The 21,431-nt window shown below is 72.6% G+C and carries 17 protein-coding genes; 8 read left to right on the top strand and 9 right to left on the bottom strand.

Going from position 1 to position 21,431, the window contains the following annotated elements; all coding sequences use genetic code 11:
* Position 1: 1 nt before the first annotated feature.
* Positions 2–1,864, bottom strand: coding sequence for an ABC transporter ATP-binding protein (locus tag JYK04_RS07780; RefSeq protein WP_189734274.1), 1,863 nt, complete (start codon positions 1,862–1,864; stop codon positions 2–4).
* 132 nt (positions 1,865–1,996) lie between these two features.
* Between JYK04_RS07780 and JYK04_RS07785 the strand changes: the two genes are divergently transcribed.
* From JYK04_RS07785 to JYK04_RS07800, 4 genes are all read left to right on the top strand, one after another.
* Positions 1,997–2,449 carry a MarR family winged helix-turn-helix transcriptional regulator gene (locus JYK04_RS07785; protein WP_030009485.1) on the top strand — a complete coding sequence of 151 codons (453 nt, stop codon included), beginning with the start codon at positions 1,997–1,999 and terminating at the stop codon, positions 2,447–2,449.
* 40 nt (positions 2,450–2,489) lie between these two features.
* Entirely contained in the window at positions 2,490–5,426 is a 2,937-nt protein-coding gene (locus JYK04_RS07790) for an FAD-binding and (Fe-S)-binding domain-containing protein (RefSeq protein ID WP_189734276.1), read from the top strand.
* A gap of 160 nt (positions 5,427–5,586) precedes the next feature.
* Positions 5,587–7,497 (top strand): ABC transporter ATP-binding protein, encoded by a 1,911-nt coding sequence (locus tag JYK04_RS07795; RefSeq protein WP_189734278.1) that lies wholly within the window; start codon positions 5,587–5,589, stop codon positions 7,495–7,497.
* On the top strand, positions 7,494–9,275 hold the full coding sequence (locus JYK04_RS07800; protein ID WP_189734280.1) for an ABC transporter ATP-binding protein: 1,782 nt from the start codon (positions 7,494–7,496) through the stop codon (positions 9,273–9,275). Before JYK04_RS07795 ends, JYK04_RS07800 begins: the two co-directional genes overlap by 4 nt.
* Before the next feature lie 100 nt (positions 9,276–9,375).
* Here JYK04_RS07800 and JYK04_RS07805 read toward each other — a convergent pair whose 3' ends face one another.
* Complete coding sequence (locus JYK04_RS07805) at positions 9,376–10,167, bottom strand: metal-dependent hydrolase (RefSeq protein ID WP_189734282.1); 792 nt, start codon at positions 10,165–10,167, stop codon at positions 9,376–9,378.
* 144 nt (positions 10,168–10,311) lie between these two features.
* Between JYK04_RS07805 and JYK04_RS07810 the strand changes: the two genes are divergently transcribed.
* From JYK04_RS07810 to JYK04_RS07820, 3 genes are all read left to right on the top strand, one after another.
* Complete coding sequence (locus JYK04_RS07810; protein WP_189734284.1) at positions 10,312–12,834, top strand: DEAD/DEAH box helicase; 2,523 nt, start codon at positions 10,312–10,314, stop codon at positions 12,832–12,834.
* Positions 12,835–12,904: 70 nt separating this feature from the next.
* Complete coding sequence (locus JYK04_RS07815) at positions 12,905–13,801, top strand: acyl-CoA thioesterase (RefSeq protein WP_150256098.1); 897 nt, start codon at positions 12,905–12,907, stop codon at positions 13,799–13,801.
* Positions 13,802–13,809: 8 nt separating this feature from the next.
* The gene (locus JYK04_RS07820) at positions 13,810–14,211 is read left to right on the top strand and encodes a YchJ family protein (RefSeq protein WP_189734286.1); all 402 of its coding nucleotides are present in this window, start codon (positions 13,810–13,812) and stop codon (positions 14,209–14,211) included.
* Here JYK04_RS07820 and JYK04_RS07825 read toward each other — a convergent pair.
* Both JYK04_RS07825 and JYK04_RS07830 read right to left on the bottom strand, forming a co-directional pair.
* On the bottom strand, positions 14,175–15,038 hold the full coding sequence (locus JYK04_RS07825) for a DUF6397 family protein (protein ID WP_189734288.1): 864 nt from the start codon (positions 15,036–15,038) through the stop codon (positions 14,175–14,177). The genes JYK04_RS07820 and JYK04_RS07825 overlap by 37 nt on opposite strands.
* Positions 15,039–15,151: 113 nt before the next feature.
* Positions 15,152–15,550, bottom strand: a complete 399-nt coding sequence (locus tag JYK04_RS07830) for a roadblock/LC7 domain-containing protein (RefSeq protein WP_189734290.1) — start codon at positions 15,548–15,550, stop codon at positions 15,152–15,154.
* 106 nt (positions 15,551–15,656) lie between these two features.
* On the opposite strand from JYK04_RS07830, the gene JYK04_RS07835 reads away from it, so the two are divergent.
* The gene (locus tag JYK04_RS07835) at positions 15,657–16,094 is read left to right on the top strand and encodes a PPOX class F420-dependent oxidoreductase (RefSeq protein WP_189734292.1); all 438 of its coding nucleotides are present in this window, start codon (positions 15,657–15,659) and stop codon (positions 16,092–16,094) included.
* 65 nt (positions 16,095–16,159) lie between these two features.
* On the opposite strand, the gene JYK04_RS07840 is transcribed toward JYK04_RS07835, so the two are convergent.
* From JYK04_RS07840 to JYK04_RS07860, 5 genes are all read right to left on the bottom strand, one after another.
* Complete coding sequence (locus tag JYK04_RS07840) at positions 16,160–16,849, bottom strand: GTP-binding protein (protein WP_229875040.1); 690 nt, start codon at positions 16,847–16,849, stop codon at positions 16,160–16,162.
* A complete protein-coding gene (locus JYK04_RS07845; protein ID WP_189734294.1) occupies positions 16,849–17,229 on the bottom strand; it encodes a DUF742 domain-containing protein in 381 nt (126 codons plus the stop codon). Before JYK04_RS07845 ends, JYK04_RS07840 begins: the two co-directional genes overlap by 1 nt.
* Before the next feature lie 17 nt (positions 17,230–17,246).
* The gene (locus tag JYK04_RS07850; RefSeq protein WP_189734296.1) at positions 17,247–17,690 is read right to left on the bottom strand and encodes a roadblock/LC7 domain-containing protein; all 444 of its coding nucleotides are present in this window, start codon (positions 17,688–17,690) and stop codon (positions 17,247–17,249) included.
* Positions 17,690–20,302, bottom strand: coding sequence for a sensor histidine kinase (locus tag JYK04_RS07855; RefSeq protein WP_189734298.1), 2,613 nt, complete (start codon positions 20,300–20,302; stop codon positions 17,690–17,692). The genes JYK04_RS07850 and JYK04_RS07855 overlap by 1 nt, the downstream gene beginning before the upstream one ends.
* Positions 20,303–20,481: 179 nt before the next feature.
* Positions 20,482–21,261 carry an MHYT domain-containing protein gene (locus tag JYK04_RS07860; protein WP_189734756.1) on the bottom strand — a complete coding sequence of 260 codons (780 nt, stop codon included), beginning with the start codon at positions 21,259–21,261 and terminating at the stop codon, positions 20,482–20,484.
* Positions 21,262–21,431 lie beyond the last annotated feature (170 nt).

Below are 21,431 nucleotides of genomic sequence, written 5' to 3' on the forward strand. Positions count from 1 at the left end.
GTCACACATTTACCGGAGCCAGCTGGACGCCCTCGGGCGGTTCGGGCGCGAGCGCGGCGTCCCGGTCCCGGCGGACCAGGGCCGCGTACCGGCCGTCCACCTTCAGCAGCTCCTCATGGGTGCCGCGCTCGGCGATGCGCCCGGCGTCCAGGACCACGATCTGGTCGGCGTCGCGGACGGTGGAGAGGCGGTGCGCGATGGTGATGGTCGTACGGCCGGCTGAGAGGTTGTCGATGGCCCGCTGGACGGCGTGCTCGGTACGGGTGTCCAGGGCGCTGGTGGCCTCGTCGAGGATCAGCACCGGCGGGTCCCGCAGGATGGTGCGGGCGATGGCCAGGCGCTGCTTCTCACCTCCGGAGAACCGGTAGCCGCGCTCGCCGACCAGGGTGTCGTACCCGTCGGGCAGGGAGGCGATGTGGTCGTGGATCTGGGCCGCGCGGGCCGCCTCGGCGATCTCCTCGTCGGTGGCGTCGGGCTTGGCGAAGCGCAGGTTGTCGGCGACCGAGGCGTGAAAGAGATAGGTCTCCTGGGAGACCACGCCGATCGAGCGGGCCAGCGAGTCGAAGTCGAGGTCGCGCACGTCCACCCCGTCGAGGGCGACCCGCCCGCCGGTGACGTCGTAGAGCCGGGGCACCAGGTAGCTGAGGGTGCTCTTGCCGGAGCCGGTCGGGCCGACGACGGCGAGGGACCCGCCGGCCGGAACGGTGATGTCGATCCCCGAAAGGGTCGGGCCGCTCTTGGCGTCGTACGCGAAGTGCACGTCCTCCAGGGTGACCTCGCCCTTGGCCCGGTCCAGCCGCACCGCGTCCGCGCGCTCGGTGATGTCCACCGGCAGGTCGAGGTACTCGAAGATGCGGGCGAACAGCGCGAGTGAGGTCTGTATCTGCACGCCGGTCGACAGCAGGCTCACGGCGGGCCGGAACAGGCCCTGCTGGAGCGTGACGAAGGCGACGAGGGTGCCGACGGAGAGCGAGGGGGCGCCCGTCTGGAGGGCGATGCCGGCCGCCCAGTAGATGAGGGCGGGCATCGCGGCCATGACGATGCCGATGGTGGACATCCGCCAGCGCCCGGCCATGCTGGAGCGCACCTCGAGGCCGACGAGCTTCTCGGACTCGGCGGAGAACGCGGAGGTGAGGGACTCGGAGCGGCCCATGGTGCGGCCGAGCAGGATGCCGCTCACCGAGAGCGACTCGGTGACCGTCGCGGCCATGGCGGCCATCTGCTTCTGCCGCTTCGTGGTGATCTTCTTGCGCTCCCGGCCGACCCGCCGACTGATCCACACGAAGACGGGGAGCAGGAGGAGCGAGACGAGGGTGAGCCGCCAGTCGAGCGCGAGCATGGCGACCACGGAGGCGACGACGGCCGTCAGGTTCGAGACGAGCGAGGTCGCGGTGGAGGTGACGGTGGCCTGCATGCCGCCGATGTCGTTGGCGATGCGGGACTGCACCTCTCCGGTGCGGGTCCGGGTGAAGAAGGCCAGCGGCATCCGCTGGAGCTGCGCGTAGACGGCGGTGCGCAGGTCGTGCATGACGCGCTGGCCGACGGTGGTGGAGATCAGGGTCTGGAGCACGCCGAAGACGCTGGTGACGACGGCGGTGAGGATCATGCCGAGCGCGAGCAGGCTGAGCAGCCCGGTGCGGCCCTGCGGGATCGCGACGTCGAGGATCTCCCGGAGCATGAACGGCGAGGCGACGCCGACCAGTGAGGAGGCGCCGACCAGCAGGCCGACGACGGCGAGCCGGCCGCGGTAGGGCCGGAACAGGCCCACGATGCGGCGCAGCTCACGCGGCTGCTCCGCCGGGGCGGGACGGGCGGGGTCGATGGGGTCTTTCGATGGGATCCACTTCGGTTCGTCGTGCGGCATGGGCACCCTCTCGGGGGTCAGGAGTCGGGGTCGAGGTCTTCGCGATGTCCCCTTCGGCGAAGTCGGGGCCATTGGAGCATAGGTCATTGTTACCTATGCTCACAATGAACGCCATCCTGATATTGTTCCCGCATGAGCTCCGCCTCCGACACCGATCGCCTCCTCGCCGAACAGCTCCTGCGGCTGACGCGCAGGCTGCACCGGATCCAGAAGCGCCACATGGTGCCGCTCGGGATCACTCCCGCCCAGAGTCGTTTGCTGCGCCTCGTCTCGCACTACGAGGGCGAGCAGGCACCCCGTATGGCGGATCTCGCCGCCCGCCTGGAAGTCGTGCCGCGCGCGGTGACCACCCTCGTGGACGGCCTGGAGGCGGCCGACTGCGTACGGCGCGCACCCGACCCCGCGAACCGCCGCGTCATCCGGATCGAGCTCACCGACACCGGCCGCGCCACGCTGCGCCGTCTGCGCAACGCGCGAACCGACGCGGCGGAGGAGATCCTGGCTCCGTTGACCGCCGACCAGCGCGAAGTGCTCGGCGGTCTGCTGAACGCCCTGTCGGACGCCCCGGCGGAGCGCACCTGCTGAGTAGGCCACCCGTGGGCCTCGACGACGCGAGGGGTCGCAGATGCCGCTGCTGGAACCGAAGCCGGGGTCCCTGCGCCCCCGCAGCATCAGCGGCCCCGCCCCCGACCGGCTCCCCGGGCACCGGGCCGGCGGCACGCCCGAGCCGCTGCGCACCGAGCTGACCGGGCTGCTCGGCCCCGAGAAGGTGCTGTGGAAGGTCTCCGACCTGGTCCGCTACGCCTCCGACGCCTCCCCCTACCGCTTCGTACCCCAGGTCGTGGTGGTCGCCGAGGACATCGACGACGTCTCCGCGGTGCTCTCGTACGCCCACGGACGGCAGCGCGAGGTCGTCTTCCGCGCCGCCGGGACCTCGCTGAACGGCCAGGCCCAGGGGGAGGACATCCTGGTCGACGTACGCCGCCACTGGGCCGGGATCGAGGTGTTGGAGGAGGGCCGGCGGGCCCGGATCCGGCCCGGCACCACCGTGGCCCGGGCGAACGCGGCCCTCGCGCGGCACGGCCGGATCCTCGGCCCCGACCCGGCCAGCGCCGTCGCCTGCACCCTCGGCGGGGTCGTCGCCAACAACGCCTCCGGCATGACGGCGGGCACCACCCGCAACTCCTACCGCACGCTCTCCTCCCTCACCTTCGTCCTGCCGGGCGGCACCGTCGTGGACACCGCCGACCCGCTGGCCGACGAGGAGCTGTCACGCGCCGAACCGGCCCTGTGCCACGGGCTGATGGAGATCAAGCGGGAGATCGAGGCCGACCCCGCGCTCGTCGCCCGGATCCGGGCCAAGTACGAGATCAAGAACACCACCGGCTACCGCCTCGACGCCTACCTGGACGGCACCACCCCCGTCGAGATCCTGCGCGGGCTCATGGTCGGCTCGGAGGGCACCCTCGGCTTCATCTCCGAGGTCGTCTTCGACACCCTCCCGCTGGACCGCGAGGTCTGCTCCGCCCTGCTGTTCTTCCCCTCACTGCCCGCGGCGGCCGCGGCCGTACCCCTCTTCAACGAGGCGGGCGCCGTCGCTGTCGAGCTGATGGACGGCAACACCCTGCGCGCCTCGGTCAGCGTCGCGGGGGTGCCCGCCGACTGGGCGGACCTGCCCCGGGAGACCACGGCCCTGCTCGTGGAGTTCCGGGCGCCGGACGAAGCCGGCCGGGACGCCCGCGCGGAACGGGCCGCCCGGCTCCTCGACGGGCTCGACCTGGTCGCCCCGGCGGCTTCGGTCACCAACTCCTTCACCTGCGACCCGAAGACCGTGGGCGGCTACTGGCAGGCCCGCAAGGCCTTCGTCACCGCCGTCGGCGGAGCCCGCGCCCGGGGCACCACTCTGATCACCGAGGACTTCGCGGTGCCGCCGTCCCGGCTGGCCGAAGCCTGCGAGGCGCTCCTCTCGCTCCAGGCGGAGCACGGTTTCGACGCGGCCGTCGCCGGTCACGCGGCCCACGGCAACCTGCACTTCATGCTCGCCTTCGACGCGGCCGACCCCGCCGACGTCGAGCGGTACGGGGCCTTCATGGAGGCCTTCTGCCGGCTCACCGTGGAGCGGTTCGACGGTTCCCTGAAGGCCGAGCACTCCACGGGCCGCAACATGGCCCCCTTCCTGGAACTGGAATGGGGCCCCGCGGCCGCGGCCCTGATGTGGCGCACCAAGCGGCTCGTGGACCCGGAGGGGGTGCTCGCCCCGCGCATCCTCCTCGACCGCGACCCACGGGCCCACCTGCGCGGCCTGAAGACCATCCCGCAGGTGGAGGCGGTGGTCGACGCCTGCATCGAGTGCGGCTTCTGCGAACCGACGTGCCCCAGCGGGGACCTGACGACCACTCCGCGCCAGCGCATCGTGCTGCGCCGCGAGATGCTGCGCCAGCAGCCCGGCTCCCCCGTGCTGGACGGACTGCTCGCCTCCTACGGCTACGACGCGGTGGACACCTGCGCGGCCGACTCCACCTGCAAGCTCGCCTGCCCGGTCGGCATCGACACCGGCGCGCTGATGAAGGACTTCCGCCACCGCCGCCACGGCCCGCGCGAGGAGGCCGCCGCCGCGCTGGCCGCCCGGCGGTTCGGGGCCGCCGAGTCCGCCGCCCGGCTCGCGGTGGCCGCCGCCGACCGGATCCCCTCCGGGGCCGGCGACCGGCTGCTGGCAGCGGTCACCGGGGCCGCGCGCAAGGCCGTACGTCCGGACCTGGTTCCGCAGTGGCCGGCGCGGATCCCCGGCGCCGCCGCCCGTCACCTGCCGCCGACCCGGCGGGTGGGCGCCGCGGCCGTGTACTACCCGGCCTGCGTCAACCGGATCTTCGGCGGCCCGGAGGGCCGGCCCGGCCCCTCCCTGCCCGAGGCCGTGGTGGCCGTGTCGGAACGGGCCGGGCGGCCCGTCTGGATCCCCGGCGACGTCGGCGGCACCTGCTGCGCGACGATCTGGAACTCCAAGGGCTACGAGGCCGGCACCCGGGTGATGGCCAACCGGATCGTCGAGGCGGCCTGGGGGTGGACGGCCGGCGGACTGCTGCCGCTGGTCGTGGACGCCTCCTCCTGCACGCTGGGCATCGCGCGCGAGGTGGTCCCGTACCTGACGCCGGAGAACCGGGCCCTCCACGCGGAGCTGCGGATCCTCGACTCGACCGTGTGGGCCGCCGAGGAGCTGCTGCCGCGGCTGGAGGTCCGGCGCAGGGTCGGCTCGGCCGTGCTCCACCCGACCTGCTCGATGCGCCACTTGGGCGACGAGGACCGGCTGCGGGCGGTGGCCGAGGCGTGCGCCGAGGAGGTGGTGGTCCCCGACGACGCGGGCTGCTGCGCCTTCGCGGGCGACCGGGGAATGCTGCACCCGGAACTGACGGCCTCGGCGACGGCGCGCGAGGCGGCGGAGGTGACCGCTCGGTCCTTCGACGCGCACCTGTCGGCGAACCGGATGTGCGAGGTGGGCATGGACCGGGCGACGGGACGGACCTACTATTCGGCCCTGCTCGAACTGGAGCGCGCCACCCGCCCGTGAGCGCCGGGGCGCGCAACCCCCTTGACCAGGCGCCACGTTCTCCCCCGCCGCCGTAAACCTGCTGGCCGCAGCGCGCGTCCGACGGAAAACCGATTGCCGGGCGCCGGTCCTGAAGGCGAACCTTGCACGGTTTGGACCACTCGACCAGTCATGGGGCGTCATGCAGATCAGCGATCTTCCGTATCCGGATCCAGGGGTACCCGACGCTCGTTCCGGCCCCCGGTTCCTGCTGTGGCTGGGGCGCGGTCAACTCGGCGGACAGCTCAAGAGCCTGTGCTGGGGGGTGCTGCACTTCACCGGCGTCGCCGCACTGCCGTACGCGGTGGGTCTCGGCGTCGACGCGGTCGTCGACCGCGAGCCGAACGGGCTGCTGCTCGTCGGCGTGCTGCTCCTGGTCACCGGCGTCGCGATCTCGGTCGGCGACGCCATGCTCCACCGCACGGCCGTCACCAACTGGATCACCGCCGCGGCCCGGGTGCAGCAGCTCCTGGCGCGCAAGACGGCCGAGCTGGGCTCCGCCCTCACCCGGCGGGTCGCCGCGGGTGAGGTGGTCGCGGTGTCCACCGGCGACGTGGAGAAGATCGGATGGTTCGTCGAGGCGGTCTCGCGCTTCCTCGCGGCCGTCTTCTCCGTCGTCCTCGTCTGCGTCGGGCTGCTGTTCTACGCCCCCGAACTCGGCGTGGTCGTGGCCATCGGCGTGCCGGTGATCGCACTGGCCTCGCTGCCGCTGCTGCCGCGCGCCACCCGGCGCGCCGACGTCCAGCGGGAGAAGGCGGGCAAGGCCACCGAGCTGGCCTCCGACACCGTCGCGGGCCTGCGCGTGCTGCGCGGCATCGGCGGTGAGGAGCTGTTCCTCGGCCGCTACCGCGAGGCCTCGCAGGAGGTCCGCAAGGCAGCCGTGCGCAGCGCCCGGATGTGGGCGCTGATCTCCGCGATCCAGGTGGTGCTCCCGGGCGCGCTGATGATCACGGTGGTCTGGTACGGCGCCACGCTCGTCTCGGAGGGGCGCATCGCGGTGGGCGAGCTGGTCGCCGCGTTCAGCGCGGTGGCGACCCTGCTCTACCAGTTGCGGCACTTCCAGGAGATCGCCATGGCGTACTCCTTCTCGCGTCCCTCCGCCCAGCGGGCGGCCCGGGTGCTGTCACTGAGCCGGACGGACGCCGCCGCCGAGCGTCCCGCGCGCACGGATCCGGTGACGGCACCGGCCGCGGGCGGGGACCTGTACGACCCGCGGACCGGGCTGCTGGCGCCCACCGGGCGGTTCACCGCCGTCGTGTGCGGGGACCCGGACCTGGCCGGACGACTCGCCGAACGCCTGGGCGGCCACCCGATGGACGGGGATCCGGCGTCGGACGCCGGATCCGGATCCGGGGCAGGGGCCGAAGCGGGGACCGGTTCGGGGGTCGATGCGGCCGACCCGGCCGGGGCGCCGTCCGTGCTCCTCGGCGGGGTCGCGCTGGACGAGCTGGAACTGGACACCGCGCGCTCCCTGGTCCTCGTCCAGGACAAGGATCCGGTGCTGCTGTCCGGGACCCTGCGGGAGCTGTTCGACGTACCGGCCTCCGGAGCGGTCGAGTCCGCTGCGGCTCTGGACGCTGCCCATTGCGCGGACGTGCTGGACGCGCTGCTGCAGTCGGCGCCGGACGGGGTCGAGGACCCGATGGACGCCCGGATCACCGAGCGCGGCCGGTCCCTGTCGGGCGGCCAGCGCCAGCGGCTCGCCCTGGCCCGGTCCCTGGTCACCGACCCGGAGGTGCTCGTGCTCGACGAGCCGACCTCCGCGGTCGACTCGCACACCGAGGCTCGGATCGCGGACGGGATCGCGGCCCTGCGGGCGGGGCGGACCACGGTGGTACTGGCGTCCTCGCCGCTGCTGCTGGACCGCGCGGACCGGGTCGTGCTCATCGACGGGGGCACGGTGGCGGCCGTCGGTACCCACCGCGAGCTGCTGCGGCGCGAGCCGCGCTACCGGGCGGTCGTCACCCGCGAGACCGACGAGGAGCAGCGGCTCGGCGGGCTGGAACTGACAGAGCTGACAGAAGCACTCACAGAGATCGAGGAATCCGCATGATCGGCGTGGCGCCGCCAGAGTACGATCCCGCGGCCCCCGACTCGGCCGCGACCCTGCCCGTGGGCACGTCGGCGACCGTACGGGACTATGTGCGCGGCCTGTTCCGGCGCCACCGGCGGGCCTTCGTGGCGCTGGTGGGCGTCAACGCGGCCGCGGTGATCGCCTCCATGGTCGGCCCGTACCTGCTGGGCCGCATCGTGGACGACCTCTCGGAGGGGGCGCGCGAGCTGCATCTGGGGCGGGTGGCGCTGCTGTTCGCGCTGGCGCTGGCGGTCCAGACGTTCTTCACCCGGCTGGTGCGGCTGCGCGGGGCGATGCTCGGCGAGGAGATGCTGGCCGATCTGCGCGAGGACTTCCTGGTGCGGTCGGTGGGTCTGCCGCCGGGCGTGCTGGAGCGGGCCGGTACCGGTGATCTGCTGTCGCGGATCACCACCGACATCGACCGGCTGGCGAACGCGATGCGCGAGGCCGTGCCCCAGCTGGCCATCGGTGTGGTGTGGGCGGGGCTGCTGTTCGGGGCGCTCGCGGTGACCGCGCCGCCGCTGGCGCTGGCCGCGCTGGTGGCGCTGCCGGTGCTGGTGATCGGCTGCCGCTGGTACTTCCGGCGGGCGCCGTCCGCGTACCGCTCGGAGGCGGCGGGCTACGCGGCGGTCTCGGCCGTGCTCACCGAGACGGTGGACGCGGGCCGCACGATCGAGGCGCACCGCCTCGGGCCGGAGCGGATCGCACTGTCGGAGCGGCGGATCTCCCAGTGGGTGGCGTGGGAGCGGTACACCCTCTTCTTGCGGACGGTGCTCTTCCCCGTCATCAACGTCACCTTCGTGACGATCCTCGGCTCGGTGTTGCTGATCGGCGGCTTCTGCGTGCTGCGGGGCTGGATGTCGGTCGGGCAGCTGACCACGGGCGCGCTGCTGGCGCAGATGCTGGTCGACCCGATCGGTCTGATCCTGCGCTGGTACGACGAGCTGCAGGTCGCCCAGGTCTCGCTCGGCCGCCTGGTGGGCGTGCGGGAGATCGAACCGGACGCGGGGGACGCGAAGGTGGCGCCCGAGGGCCGGGACGTGCGGGCCCAGGAGGTCCACTTCGGCTACCGGGAGGGCGTGGACGTCCTGCACCAGGTGTCGATGTCCGTGCCGCCGGGCACCAGGATGGCGCTGGTCGGCCCCTCGGGGGCGGGCAAGTCGACCCTGGGACGGCTGCTCGCGGGCATCTACGCGCCCCGGACCGGCGAGGTCACCCTCGGCGGGGCGCGGCTGTCGCGGATGCCCGCGGAGCGGGTGCGCGAGCACGTGGCCCTGGTCAACCAGGAGCACCACGTGTTCGTGGGCACACTGCGGGACAATCTCCTCCTCGCTCGGACGGGGGCCGGTGACACCGAGCTGTGGGCGGCGCTGGCGGCGGTGGACGCCGACGGCTGGGCGCGGGCCATGGAGGCCGGCCTGGACACCGAGGTCGGTTCCGGCGGCACGGCGCTGACCCCGGCGCAGGCGCAGCAGATCGCGCTCGCCCGGCTGGTGCTGGCCGACCCGCACACGCTGGTGCTGGACGAGGCCACGTCGCTGCTGGACCCGCGCGCGGCCCGGCACTTGGAGCGCTCACTGGCCCGGGTGCTGGACGGCCGTACGGTCATCGCCATCGCCCACCGGCTGCACACCGCGCACGACGCGGACGTGATCGCGGTGGTCGAGGGCGGCCGGATCAGCGAACTCGGCTCGCACGACGAGCTGGTCGCGGCCGACGGGGCGTACGCGGCCCTGTGGCGGTCCTGGCACGGCTGATCCGGGAGCGCGTGCCCGGGAGGGCGTGTCCGGGAGGGCCGGAAGCAGGGCGGCGGGCGGGACCTGGTCCCGCCCGCCGCCCTTCGCCGTCCGGTCTCCCTCAGATGAAACCGAGGGCCGAGGCGCCGCCGAAGCCGCCCAGCAGGATGAAGACCGGCATGAGGACCTTCAGCTCCACCCAGCTGCCGGCCCGGAACCGCATCGCCTTGGGCGGGCCGATGGGGTACCAGCGCTTGCCGGCGATCGGCAGCGGCCACAGGACCGGGCAGCCGGAGACGGTGAGCGCGTCGCCGATGTCGTGGACCAGGGCCCCGAGCACGATCGGCAGGCCGAGCCAGAGGTACTCCTGGCCCGCTCCGTCGAACAGCCAGTTCGCGCCGTTGCCGGGCTGGTCGAGCACCCCCGCCAGGATCCACGCGCTGGTCGCGCCGAGCAGCCAGACCAGGACGTCGCTGGACATCCGCGCGGCCCGCCACAGCAGGCCTTCGACCGCCAGCACCAGGTGCACGAAGAGCAGGGCGAGCACGCCCCAGCGGTCGGCGGTGACGGCGAGCAGGGAGGCCCCGCCGCCGATCAGGACGGCCCAGAGCCAGGTGTGCGTCAGGGTGCGGTGGCCCCCGGTGCGGCGGGCGTCCTTCTTGGAGCGGGTGCCCTTGTAGACGGCGTAGGAGATCTTGTCGACCACCTCGCACACGCCCTTGGAGAGCGGCCCGAAGGCGCGCGAGATCGTCGCCGACTTGTGATCGAGGTCGGGGGCGAGGGCCGCCCCGGCGCAGATCAGCGCGCCGACGACGAGGACGGGCCAGGGCATGGGGTGTCCGGCGGCCGCGGTGGCCGCACCCACCCCCAGCCAGGCCGCTGCCCCGGACAGTGAGTGCGCCGGACCCATCATGGTCGTTTCCCGCCCCGCTGGTGTGTGTTCGGGCCCGGTCGACTGTTTCGTTCGGGCCGCATCGACGGCACAGCGTACCGTCGGTGATCTTCATTCCGTCCGCCGGTTCCCTGATCCGGGGGGAAGCCAGGCAAGATGGGGGGTGTGACCCTCATTGATCAGCTCCCGCCGAACGCCGACCCCGACGCCCTCTTCGAGGCTTTCTCCTCGTGGGCGGAGGACCAGGGCATCACCCTGTACCCGGCTCAGGAGGAGGCGCTGATCGAGGTCGTCTCCGGGGCGAACGTGATCCTGTCCACCCCGACCGGCTCCGGCAAGAGCCTGGTCGCCGCCGGCGCGCACTTCACCGCTCTGGCGCAGGACAAGGTCACCTTCTACACCGCCCCGATCAAGGCGCTGGTGTCGGAGAAGTTCTTCGACCTGTGCAAGCTCTTCGGCACGGAGAACGTCGGCATGCTGACCGGCGACGCCTCCGTGAACGCGGACGCCCCGGTGATCTGCTGCACCGCCGAGGTGCTGGCCTCCATCGCCCTGCGCGACGGCAAGCACGCCGACATCGGCCAGGTCGTGATGGACGAGTTCCACTTCTATGCCGAGCCGGACCGCGGATGGGCCTGGCAGATCCCGCTGCTGGAGCTGCCGCAGGCGCAGTTCATCCTGATGTCGGCGACCCTCGGCGACATGAAGCGGTTCGAGGAGGACCTGACCCGTCGCACCGGCCGGCCCACCTCGGTGGTCCGTTCCGCGACCCGGCCCGTCCCGCTCTCGTACGAGTACGTCACCACCCCGATCACCGACACGATCACCGAGCTGCTGGAGACCCGGCAGGCCCCCGTCTACATCGTGCACTTCACCCAGGCCCAGGCGGTCGAGCGGGCGCAGTCGCTCATGAGCATCAACATGTGCACGCGCGAGGAGAAGGACAAGATCGCCGATCTCATCGGCAACTTCCGCTTCACCACCAAGTTCGGCCAGAACCTCTCCCGCTACGTCCGGCACGGCATCGGCGTGCACCACGCCGGCATGCTGCCCAAGTACCGGCGCCTCGTCGAGAAGCTCGCCCAGGCCGGTCTGCTGAAGGTCATCTGCGGTACGGACACCCTCGGGGTCGGCGTCAACGTCCCTATCCGCACGGTGCTGTTCACCGCGCTCACCAAGTACGACGGCAACCGGGTCCGCACCCTGCGCGCCCGGGAGTTCCACCAGATCGCGGGGCGTGCCGGCCGGGCCGGCTTCGACACCGCGGGCTATGTGGTCGCGCAGGCCCCCGAGCACGTCATCGAGAACGAGAAGGCGCTCGCGAAGGCGGGCGACGATCCGAAGAAGCGCCGCAAGGTGGTGCGCAAGAAGGCTCCCGAGGGCTTCGTCGCGTGGTCGGACACCACGTTCGAGAAGCTCATCGCCGCCGACCCGGAGGCGCTCACCTCGCGCTTCAAGGTCACCAACATCATGCTGCTGTCAGTCATCGCCCGGCCGGGCGACGCCTTCCAGGCGATGCGCCACCTGCTGGAGGACAACCACGAGCCCCGCAAGGCCCAGCTGCGGCACATCCGCCGGGCCATCGCGATCTACCGCTCGCTGCTGGACGGCGGTGTGGTCGAGAAGCTCGACACCCCGGACGCGGAAGGCCGCACCATCCGGCTCACCGTCGACCTCCAGCAGGACTTCGCGCTCAACCAGCCCCTGTCCACCTTCGCCCTGGCCTCCTTCGACCTGCTGGACCCGGAGTCCCCCTCCTACGCGCTGGACATGGTCTCCGTCGTGGAGTCCACGCTGGACGACCCGCGCCAGATCCTGGCCGCCCAGCAGAACAAGGAACGCGGTATCCAGGTCGGCCAGATGAAGGCCGACGGGATCGAGTACGAGGAGCGGATGGAGCGGCTCCAGGACGTCACCTATCCCAAGCCGCTCGAAGAGCTGCTCTCCCATGCCTACGACGTGTACGCCAAGAGCCACCCGTGGGTGCGCGACCACCCGGTCTCCCCGAAGTCGATCATCCGCGACATGTACGAGCGCGCGATGACCTTCACCGAGTTCACCTCCTTCTACGAGCTGGCCCGCACCGAGGGCATCGTGCTGCGCTACCTGGCGAGCGCGTTCAAGGCGCTGGACCACACCATCCCCGACGACCTCAAGTCGGAGGACCTCCAGGACCTGATCGAATGGCTCGGCGAACTGGTCCGCCAGGTCGACTCCAGCCTGCTGGACGAGTGGGAGCAGCTGGCGAACCCGGAGGTGGAGACGGCGGAGCAGGCTCAGGAGAAGGCCGACCAGGTCAAGCCGGTCACCGCGAACGCGCGCGCCTTCCGCGTCCTGGTCCGCAACGCCATGTTCCGCCGGGTGGAGCTGGCCGCCCTCGACCACGTCAACGTGCTGGGCGAGCTGGACTCCGAGTCCGGCTGGGACGCAGATGCCTGGGGCGAGGCCCTGGACGGGTACTGGGACGAGTACGACGACCTGGGCACCGGACCCGACGCGCGCGGCCCGAAGCTCCTGCAGATCGAGGAGGACCCGGCGCACGGCCTGTGGCGCGTCCGCCAGACCTTCGCGGACCCCAACGGGGACCATGGCTGGGGCATCAGCGCCGAGGTCGACCTGGCCGCCTCCGACGAGGAGGGCCGGGCCGTCATCCGGGTCACCTCGGTCGGCGAGCTCGGAGCGCTCTGACCGTCCGCCGCATCCCGCCGTACCCGCCCGACCCACCGGACCCGCCGGACCCGACAGTGGAGATCCTCTGATGACGAACCCCGCCGAGAGACTGGTCGATCTGCTCGATCTGGAGCAGATCGAGGTCAACATCTTCCGCGGCGCCAGCCCGCAGGAGTCCCTCCAGCGGGTCTTCGGCGGGCAGGTCGCCGGCCAGGCGCTGGTGGCCGCGGGGCGCACCGTCGAGAGCGACCGCCCGGTCCACTCGCTGCACGCGTACTTCCTGCGCCCCGGCATCCCCGGAGTGCCGATCGTGTACCAGGTGGAGCGGGTGCGCGACGGGCGGTCCTTCACCACGCGCCGGGTCACCGCGGTCCAGCAGGGCAAGACGATCTTCAATCTCACCGCCTCCTTCCATCATCCGGAGGAGGGCGGCATCGAGCACCAGCTGCCTCCTCACCACGTCCCTCACCCGGACACGCTCCCCAAGGTCGCGGACGAGATCCGCGAACACCTCGGGGCGCTGCCGGAAGCACTGGAGCGGATGGCCCGCCGCCAGCCCTTCGACATCCGCTACGTCAACCGGCTCCGCTGGACTCCCGAGGAGCTCAAGGGATCCGATCCCCGCAGCGCGGTGTGGATGCGCGCGGTCGGCCCGCTGGGCGACGACCCCCTCATCCACACCTGCGCCCTCACCTACGCAAGTGACATGACCCTCCTCGACGCCGTGCGCATCCCGGTGGAACCCCTGTGGGGCATGCGCGGTTTCGACATGGCCTCGCTGGACCACGCCATGTGGTTCCACCGGCCCTTCCGGGCGGACGAGTGGTTCCTGTACGACCAGGAGTCGCCCATCGCGCACGGCGGCCGGGGCCTGGCCCGGGGCCGCATCTACGACGTGGAGGGCAGGCTGCTGGTGTCCGTGGTCCAGGAGGGCCTCTTCCGTCCGTACCCCGCCAAGCCGTCCGAGCCCGCCCCGGAGAACTGAGCACACCCATGCCCACCCCTGCCGTCCCCTGCCCCTGCGGGCTGCCCGCCACCTACCCGGAGTGCTGCGGCCCCTTCCACTCCGGTGCCCGGTCGGCCCCCACCGCCGAGCGGCTGATGCGCTCCCGGTTCAGCGCCTTCGCCGTCGGCGACACCGCCTACCTGCTGCGCTCCTGGCACCCCGCCACCCGTCCGGACCGCCTCGACCTGGATCCCGAACAGCGCTGGGAGCGGCTGGAGATCCTCGCCACCGAGCGCGGCGGGATGTTCGAGACGGAGGGCTCGGTGGAGTTCCGCGCCCACTACCGCGAGGGCCGGCACACCGGCTCGCTGCACGAGCACAGCAGCTTCTCGCGCGAGGGCGGGGCCTGGGTCTATGTCGGCCCCCTCTCCCCCGTCGACTTCGACTGACCCCGCGCCTTCGACTGGCCCCGCGCCCCCGCCAGGGCGAAGTCCAGGCTGGTGCGGTACCAGTGGATCTCGTCCGGCGGGCCGGCTTTCAGCAGCTCCGTCGCCACCGCGGCCGCCGCCGGAGCCTGCGGGTGCCCGTACGGGGGTGGCGGGCCGAGGGCGGCCAGGACGATCCGCTCCGCCGGGTCGGGCACGGCCTCCAGCAGTTCGTCCTCGGGCAGCACGGAGGCCAGTACGGCGGCGCGCTCCCAGGGGTCGGCGGTCCGCCTCAGCAGCAGCCCGACATGCCGCCCGCGCCACTTGCGCGGGCGCAGATCCGCCTTGGCCGCCATCAGTTCCCGGTCCGCCGGGGGCGCGGTCCCGCGCAGCATTCCCGGATCCCGCGCGGCGAAGCTCCGTAGCTCCGCGGTCAGATAGAGCCACACGACGGCCCGGTACCGGTTGATCCGGTAGCCGACCGGGGTCACGTGCCCGCAGCGCGCGAGCCGCGTGAAGCGGCTCGGGCCGACCCCCACCACCTCGGCCGCGGCCTCCGCCCCGGCCACCGTCCCGACCCGCTCGCGCAGCGCGCCCGGCGGGCCGGACTCCGATCTGACCCGGTCCAGCTCGGCCCGTGCGTAACGCGCGGCCCCGGCGAGCGTGCGCGGCCCGGCCCGGACGATCCCCAGCTGGACGGCCCTGGCGAACTCGCTACGGCTCAGCCCCAGTTCACCTGCGGCCTGCACGCCGCCCATCAGCAGGTCCGCGGCCCCGTCGGCCGCAGCGCCGCCGTCCACGTAGCCCACGTCGCCCACGTCGTCCCGAAGTGCGGTCCCCATCTGCTTCATCACGGTCCTCCCCCACGAGCAGTGATTACTCTGTGTGAAGACCGTAACTCGGCGCGATGACACCCCGCGAGGCCTGTGGAAAACTTCCCGAGCGGCGCGGAAAGAGGCCCGGCTCAGCCGCCGGTGATACGCCGCTCCGCAACGCCCAGGTGCTCGCCCACCCGGTTGACCAGCAGCGTCATCTCGTACGCGACCTGACCGATGTCCGACTCGGCGGCGCTCAGCACGCACAGGCTGCTGCCCGCCCCCGCCGCCATGACGAAGAGCGCTCCCTCGTCGTACTCGACCATCGTCTGGCGCACCTCACCGGCCCGGAAGTGGCGGCCGGACCCCTTGGCAAGGCTCTGCAGACCGGCCGCGACAGCCGCCAGGTGTTCCGCGTCCTCCCGCGCCAATCCCGCGCTCGCCCCCGTGACCAGGCCGTCGTTGGACAGCACCACCGCGTGCCGCACCTGCTGGACCCTGCGTGTCAGGTCGTCCAGCAGCCAATCCAGTTGCTTGTCCAGTGCCATTCCCAGCCCCTCCCCGTCGACGTCGGCCACCTGGCCGCGCCCCACCCCGCGTACGTGTGCCGCAAGCCTTCCCCACCAGCGCCTTTCGGGCAAGGAGGATGTCCCCATGGCGAAGAAGATGACTCAAGAGGAATGGCGGGCGTTCGTCTCGCACTCCACCCGCACCGGAAAGCTCTCCACCGTGCGCGAGGACGGAAGTCCGCACATCGCTCCCATCTGGTTCGTGCTCGACGGCGATTCCTTCGTCTTCAACACCGGAAAGGACACCGTCAAGGGACGCAACCTCGCCCGCGACGGCCGGGTCGCGCTCTGCGTGGACGACGACCGGCCGCCCTTCTCCTTCGTCGTCCTCGAGGGCCGCGCCGAGATCAGCGGGTACGCCGACGGCGCCGACGAACTGCTCACCTGGGCGACCCGGATCGGCGCCCGCTACATGGGCGAGGAACAGGCCGAATCCTTCGGGCGCCGCAATGCCGTCCCGACCGAACTCCTCGTCAGGGTTCCGATCGACAAGGTGATCGCCCGCGCCGGTATCGCCGAATGACCCGTCCCTGACCTCCGATCCCCGATTCCCGATCCCTGTTTGCCGATCCCGCCGACCGGGCCGGTTCACACGGGATCGGCCTGCGATCCCACCGAGTCCAGCAGCCGGGCGGTGTGCACCCGCCCGGCGTACTCGACCAGCCTGATCAGCACTTCCTTCCCCGAGTCCCGGTCCCGCGCGTCACACAGCACCACCGGCGTCCCCTGCTCCAGGTCCAGGGCCCGCGCGACGTCGTGCGCCCCGTACCGCCGTGCGTCCGTGAAGCAGTTGACGGCCACCACGAACGGGATGCGCCGGTGCTCGAAGTAGTCCACCGCCGGAAAGCAGTCCTCCAGCCGCCGCGTGTCGGCCAGTACGACGGCGCCCAGCGCGCCCTGCGACAGCTCGTCCCACAGGAACCAGAACCGGTCCTGCCCCGGCGTGCCGAACAGGTACAGGGACAGCCCGGACCGGATGGTGATCCGCCCGAAGTCCATGGCCACCGTCGTGGTCGTCTTCTGGTCCACGCCGCCCGTGTCGTCGACCAGTTCACCCGCCTCGCTCAGCGCTTCCTCCGTCCGCAGGGGCCGGATCTCGCTGACCGCGCCCACCAGCGTGGTCTTGCCCACCCCGAACCCGCCCGCCACCAGGATCTTCAGGGCGAGTGCGGCCAGTTCGGGGTCCTCCCCGGGGCCGTGATCCGCGCCCGCGTCCTGGGCCGGGGAAGGTGCGGCAGGTCCGGCCGGTCCGGCAGATCGGTCGTCGTACTGTCCCATCAAAGCGCTCTCAATCCCTCGATGACTTCACGCAGAATCCGCACGTCCGGCAGTTGTGCGGGCGGTACGGGCCGGCTGACCTTGACGTGCCCGCCCTCCAGCAGGTCCCCGAGGAGCACCCGCACCACCCCCACGGGCAGGTCCGCGTCGGCGGCGAGTTCGGCCACCGACTGGGTCTCGGACCGGCAGAATCCGAGCAGTGCCCGGTGTTCGGGGCCCAGCAGCGACTCGGCCGCCTCGTCCGTGCCCGTCGGGTCGACCGCGACCAGCGCGATCAGGTCGAAGCGGACCCCGTGGGGTCCCGGCTTCGTACGCCCGCCGGTCACGGCGTAGGGCCGGACGAGCGGGCCCGCGTCGGCGTCGTACCACTGGCCGTTCATGTGCCGGACCGCCGCCCTCAGCCCGCGGCCGGCGGGCGCGCCGCGAACCGGGGCGGGGTGTAGAGGTGCTCGCCGACCCGCTTCACCAGCCGCGCCATCTCGTAGGCGATCAGGCCGATATCGGCACTGGCGGCGCTGATGACGGCCAGACAGGAGCCGTCGCCGGCGGCCGCGACGAAGAGGAAGCCCTCGTCCATCTCGACCAACGTCTGGCGCACGCCCCCGGCGTGGAAGTGCCGGCCCGCGCCCTTGGCCAGGCTGTGGAAGCCCGAGGCCACCGCGGCCAGGTGCTCGGCGTCCTCCCGGCCGAGCGCGCTGGAGGCGCCGACCGCCAGGCCGTCGTTGGAGAGGACCACGGCGTGCCGGACCTCGCGGACCCGGAGCACCAGGTCGTCGAGCAGCCAGTCCAGTTCGCCGGACCTGCGGCCGCCGTCGAGGTCGATCCTTTGGTGTTCGATCATCAAACTTCTCCTTCGCTGCCTGCGTGAGGGGAGTTCTCCTGGGCACCGCGGACCCAGCCGGCCCGGTAGGCCGCCATCCGGTCCCGGGCCTGCTCGGGGCTGCGGCCCGACGGCTCCTCGGGGAGGCGTGATGCGGCCGGGGCCTTCGGGGCGGGGGCTTCCCGAAGCTGCGGGACGAGACTGGCCTGGCGCACCCGGCGCGGTAGTTCCGTGACCGTGGCCGGGGGCGCCGCGGCCGTCTGGGTACGGGCGCCCGCGCCGCCGGGGGCGCGCGGCCGGAGCGAAGCCACCGGGGCCGGGCGCGGCTCCTCGCGTACGGGGTCCGGGGCCGCGGCCGGGGACGGCGTGTCCTCCCGTACGACGGTCATGGCGGGTGGCCGTTCGGCCCCGGCGACCGCCTTCGGTGCCGGAGCGGCAGCCGGCGGCTCCGGGCGGGGCGCCGGGCGGGGCGCCGGGCCGGATTCCGGCGCCGTGCCGCGATCGGATGCGGAGGCGGGGGCAGAGGCGGAGGCAGAGGCAGCGGCGGTAGCGGCTCCGGCTGGGGCTCCGGTCGTGATCGCGCCCTGGAGAATGGAGTTGGGCAGGAGCACCACTGCGGTGGTGCCGCCGTAGGGCGACGTGCGCAGGTGCACCTTGACTCCGTGGCGGGCCGAGAGGCGGCTGACCACGAAGAGCCCGAGCCGGTCGCTGTCGAAGAGGTCGAGGGACTCGGACTGCTCGATGCGGCGGTTGGCGTCGCCCAGGGACTCGGTGCCCATGCCGAGTCCGCGGTCCTCGACCTCCAGGACGTAGCCGGTGCCGACGGGCTCACCGCTCACCCGGACCTTGGTGTGCGGCGGGGAGAACTGAGCCGCGTTCTCGATGAGTTCCGCGAGCAGGTGGGTGAGGTCGGCGACGGCGCCCCCGACCACGGCGGCTTCCGCGAGCTGCCGGACCTCGATCCGCGGGTAGTCCTCGATCTCGGAGACGGCGGCCCGCACGACGTTCGTGAGGGGGACCGGCATCCGCCAGGCCCGGCCGGGGGTGGCACCCGACAGGATGATCAGGCTTTCCGCGTGCCGGCGCATCCGGGTGGTCAGGTGGTCGAGGCGGAAGAGGTCACCGAGCTCGTTCGGGTCGTCGGCGCGCCGCTCCATCGAGTCGAGCAGGGTGAGCTGCTTGTGTACGAGGACCTGGCTGCGGCGGGCGAGGTTGACGAAGACACCGGAGATCCCGTCGGCGAGTTCCGCCCGTTCGACGGCGGCGCTGAGCGCGGCCCGGTGGACGGTGCCGAGCGCCTCGCCGACCTGGGTGATCTCGTCCTCGGCGGGCGGCCCGGGCGGGGTCTCGGCGGCGACGTCGATCTCCTGGCCGGCGCGCAGCCGTTCCATCGCCTGCGGGAGTTTGCGGTGGGCGATCTCCAGGGCGGTGTTGCGCAGCGAGACGAGTTCGACGACGAGCACCCGGCCGATCCGGACCGAGATGACGAGGGAGGCGGCGACGGCCGCCAGGCCCAGCAGCACGGCGGCCCCGGCCGGGGTGAGCGCCCCTTCGGTGAACGGGTCGGCCCGGTCGGCGGCCGCGGCGTGTGCGGACGCCTCGACCTCCCGCATCGAGGAGGCGATGCCGTTGTGGGCGGCCTCCCATCCGGCGGGCAATCCGCGGCTCTCCTTGGAGGTGCCCGCGGCCAGCGCCCGGTCCTCGGCGCCGGTGAGATCGGCGTAGTCGGCGCTCTTGGCGGCGGACTGCCAGACGGCCTCCTGTTCGGCGGGGAGGTCACGGGCGGCGGATTCGGTGAGCGCGCGGCGGGACTCGACGGCGCCGGTCAGCTGCCGAAGCGTTTCGGCCGTGCGCGGGCCGGGGGCGGCGAGCAGCGCGTCCTCCCGGGAGAGCAGTTCCGCGGCGCGGGAGAATTCGAGCAGGACCCGGGCGTCGGCGCCGAGTTCGGCCTTCCCCCCGCCGGTCAGGGCGCCGCCGACGGCGAAGGCGGAGTCGACCACGCGGGTGTAGATGGTGTACGCCGCCTCGGGGGTGGCGCGGCGGTCGGCGATGTCCTTGCGCGACGCGCCCAGGCCTTCGACAGCGGCCACGAACGACTCCAGCCGGACCACGATGTCGGAGCGGTAGTCGCCGGAATCGGCCACGGTGTGCTGGTCACCGAGCCGCAACCGCTGCACGGCAGCGTCGGTCCGGCGGGCCTGCTGGTCCAGGGCGCCCGGGTCGGAGGCGGGGTCGGCGAGCAGACGGACGGCGGCGCGCCGTTCCGCCTGGAGCTCGGTGACGGCGGCGGCGACGGGTGTGCGTATCTCGGTGTCGACCTGGTGGACGCGGCTGAGCCGGGCCATGTCCTGGGCGGTGTTGACGGTGGCGAAGGCCCAGAGGGCGAGGAGCGAGACGACCGGGACCATCAGCAGCGAGACGATCTTCGCGCGGACGGTGGCGGGACGCAGCCGCAACCGCGGCCGCGGCCGGGGCCGGGGTCCGCTGGCGCGCGCGGCAGGCGGATCGGGCCGGTGGCCCGGGAACTCCGCCGGTTCCTCGGCCGGCGGCCCGGCGTGGGCCCGGCGGCCGCGTGCCGGGGGCGCGGGCAGCCTCGGCGCCGCTGCTTCCGGTCTTCTGCGGGGTGTTCGCATGGGCTCCTCGTTCCGGGCGGTGCCTACGGGTGCGGTGTGGCAAGTGGGACGGTGTGGCAGGTGGGACTGGTGGGGTGACGCAGCAGTGGGGTGACGGCCGGTGCGCGGCGGTGCGGTGCCGCGGGATCAGCCCGGGCCACGGGCCGCCGGTGCACGGTCAGCGCGTCGTCAGTGGGCGGTCAGTGGGCGGGCACGGTGTGCTCCCCCGGGTGCCGGGCCGAAGCGGAGGCGGCGCGTTCGTCGATCGTCGGGGAGAGCGCGACGAAGGCGGCGGTGATGAACAGGTAGGAGCCCAGCCCGACGGCGAGCGGGAAGATGAACTGCATGGCGGTGGCGCCGGGCAGGGCCGCGTCCGAGGGGCTGACGCTGACGGCGACGGCCATCATCCCCGTGTAGTGCATGCTGCTGACGGCGGCGCCCATGACGAGCGAGGCGACGGCGACCGCCACCGGTGACTTGATGTTGAGCGCGGCCCACAGGGCGGCGGTCGCCGCGATCACGGCGATGGCGACGGAGAGTCCGACGGTGAGCGGATCGTAGGAGACCTCGCCGTGCAGACGCAGGGCCGCCATGCCCAGGTAGTGCATGCTGGCGACGCCGAGTCCGGTGGTCAGGCCGCCCAGTACGAGGGACCGGCCGCGCTCCTTGCCGTAGCCGACGGCGAAGACTCCGGCGCCGACCACCAGCACGGCGACGAGCAGGCTGAGGATCGTGAGCGGCACGTCGTAGTGGATCTCGGTGCCCGTGACCTCGAAGCCGAGCATCGCGACGAAGTGCATGGTCCAGATGCCGGTGCCGATGGCGGAGGCCGCGGTGAGGAGCCAGTTGCGGCGGGAGGCTCCGGTCGTGGCGAGAGCCCGGACGGTGCAGCGCAGCCCGAGGGCGGCACCGATCGATGCCATCACATATGACAGCGCGGGTGTCAGCCACCCGTAGGCGGCGTGGTCCAGATGTCCCAGGTGTCCCATGGCCACGGGACGCTAGTCCGGGTGAGGGTGCGAACAGGGGGCGCATTTCGAAAGCAGCTGGAACTGCTGGAATATGACAGAGCTACGTTCATCTTCGATCACACCACGTGCCAGCTTGCACACGGTCCGCAGGCGGGCGGGTACGGGTGGGGGATCATGGG

This window comes from Streptomyces nojiriensis, assembly GCF_017639205.1.
GTDB lineage: Bacteria > Actinomycetota > Actinomycetes > Streptomycetales > Streptomycetaceae > Streptomyces > Streptomyces nojiriensis.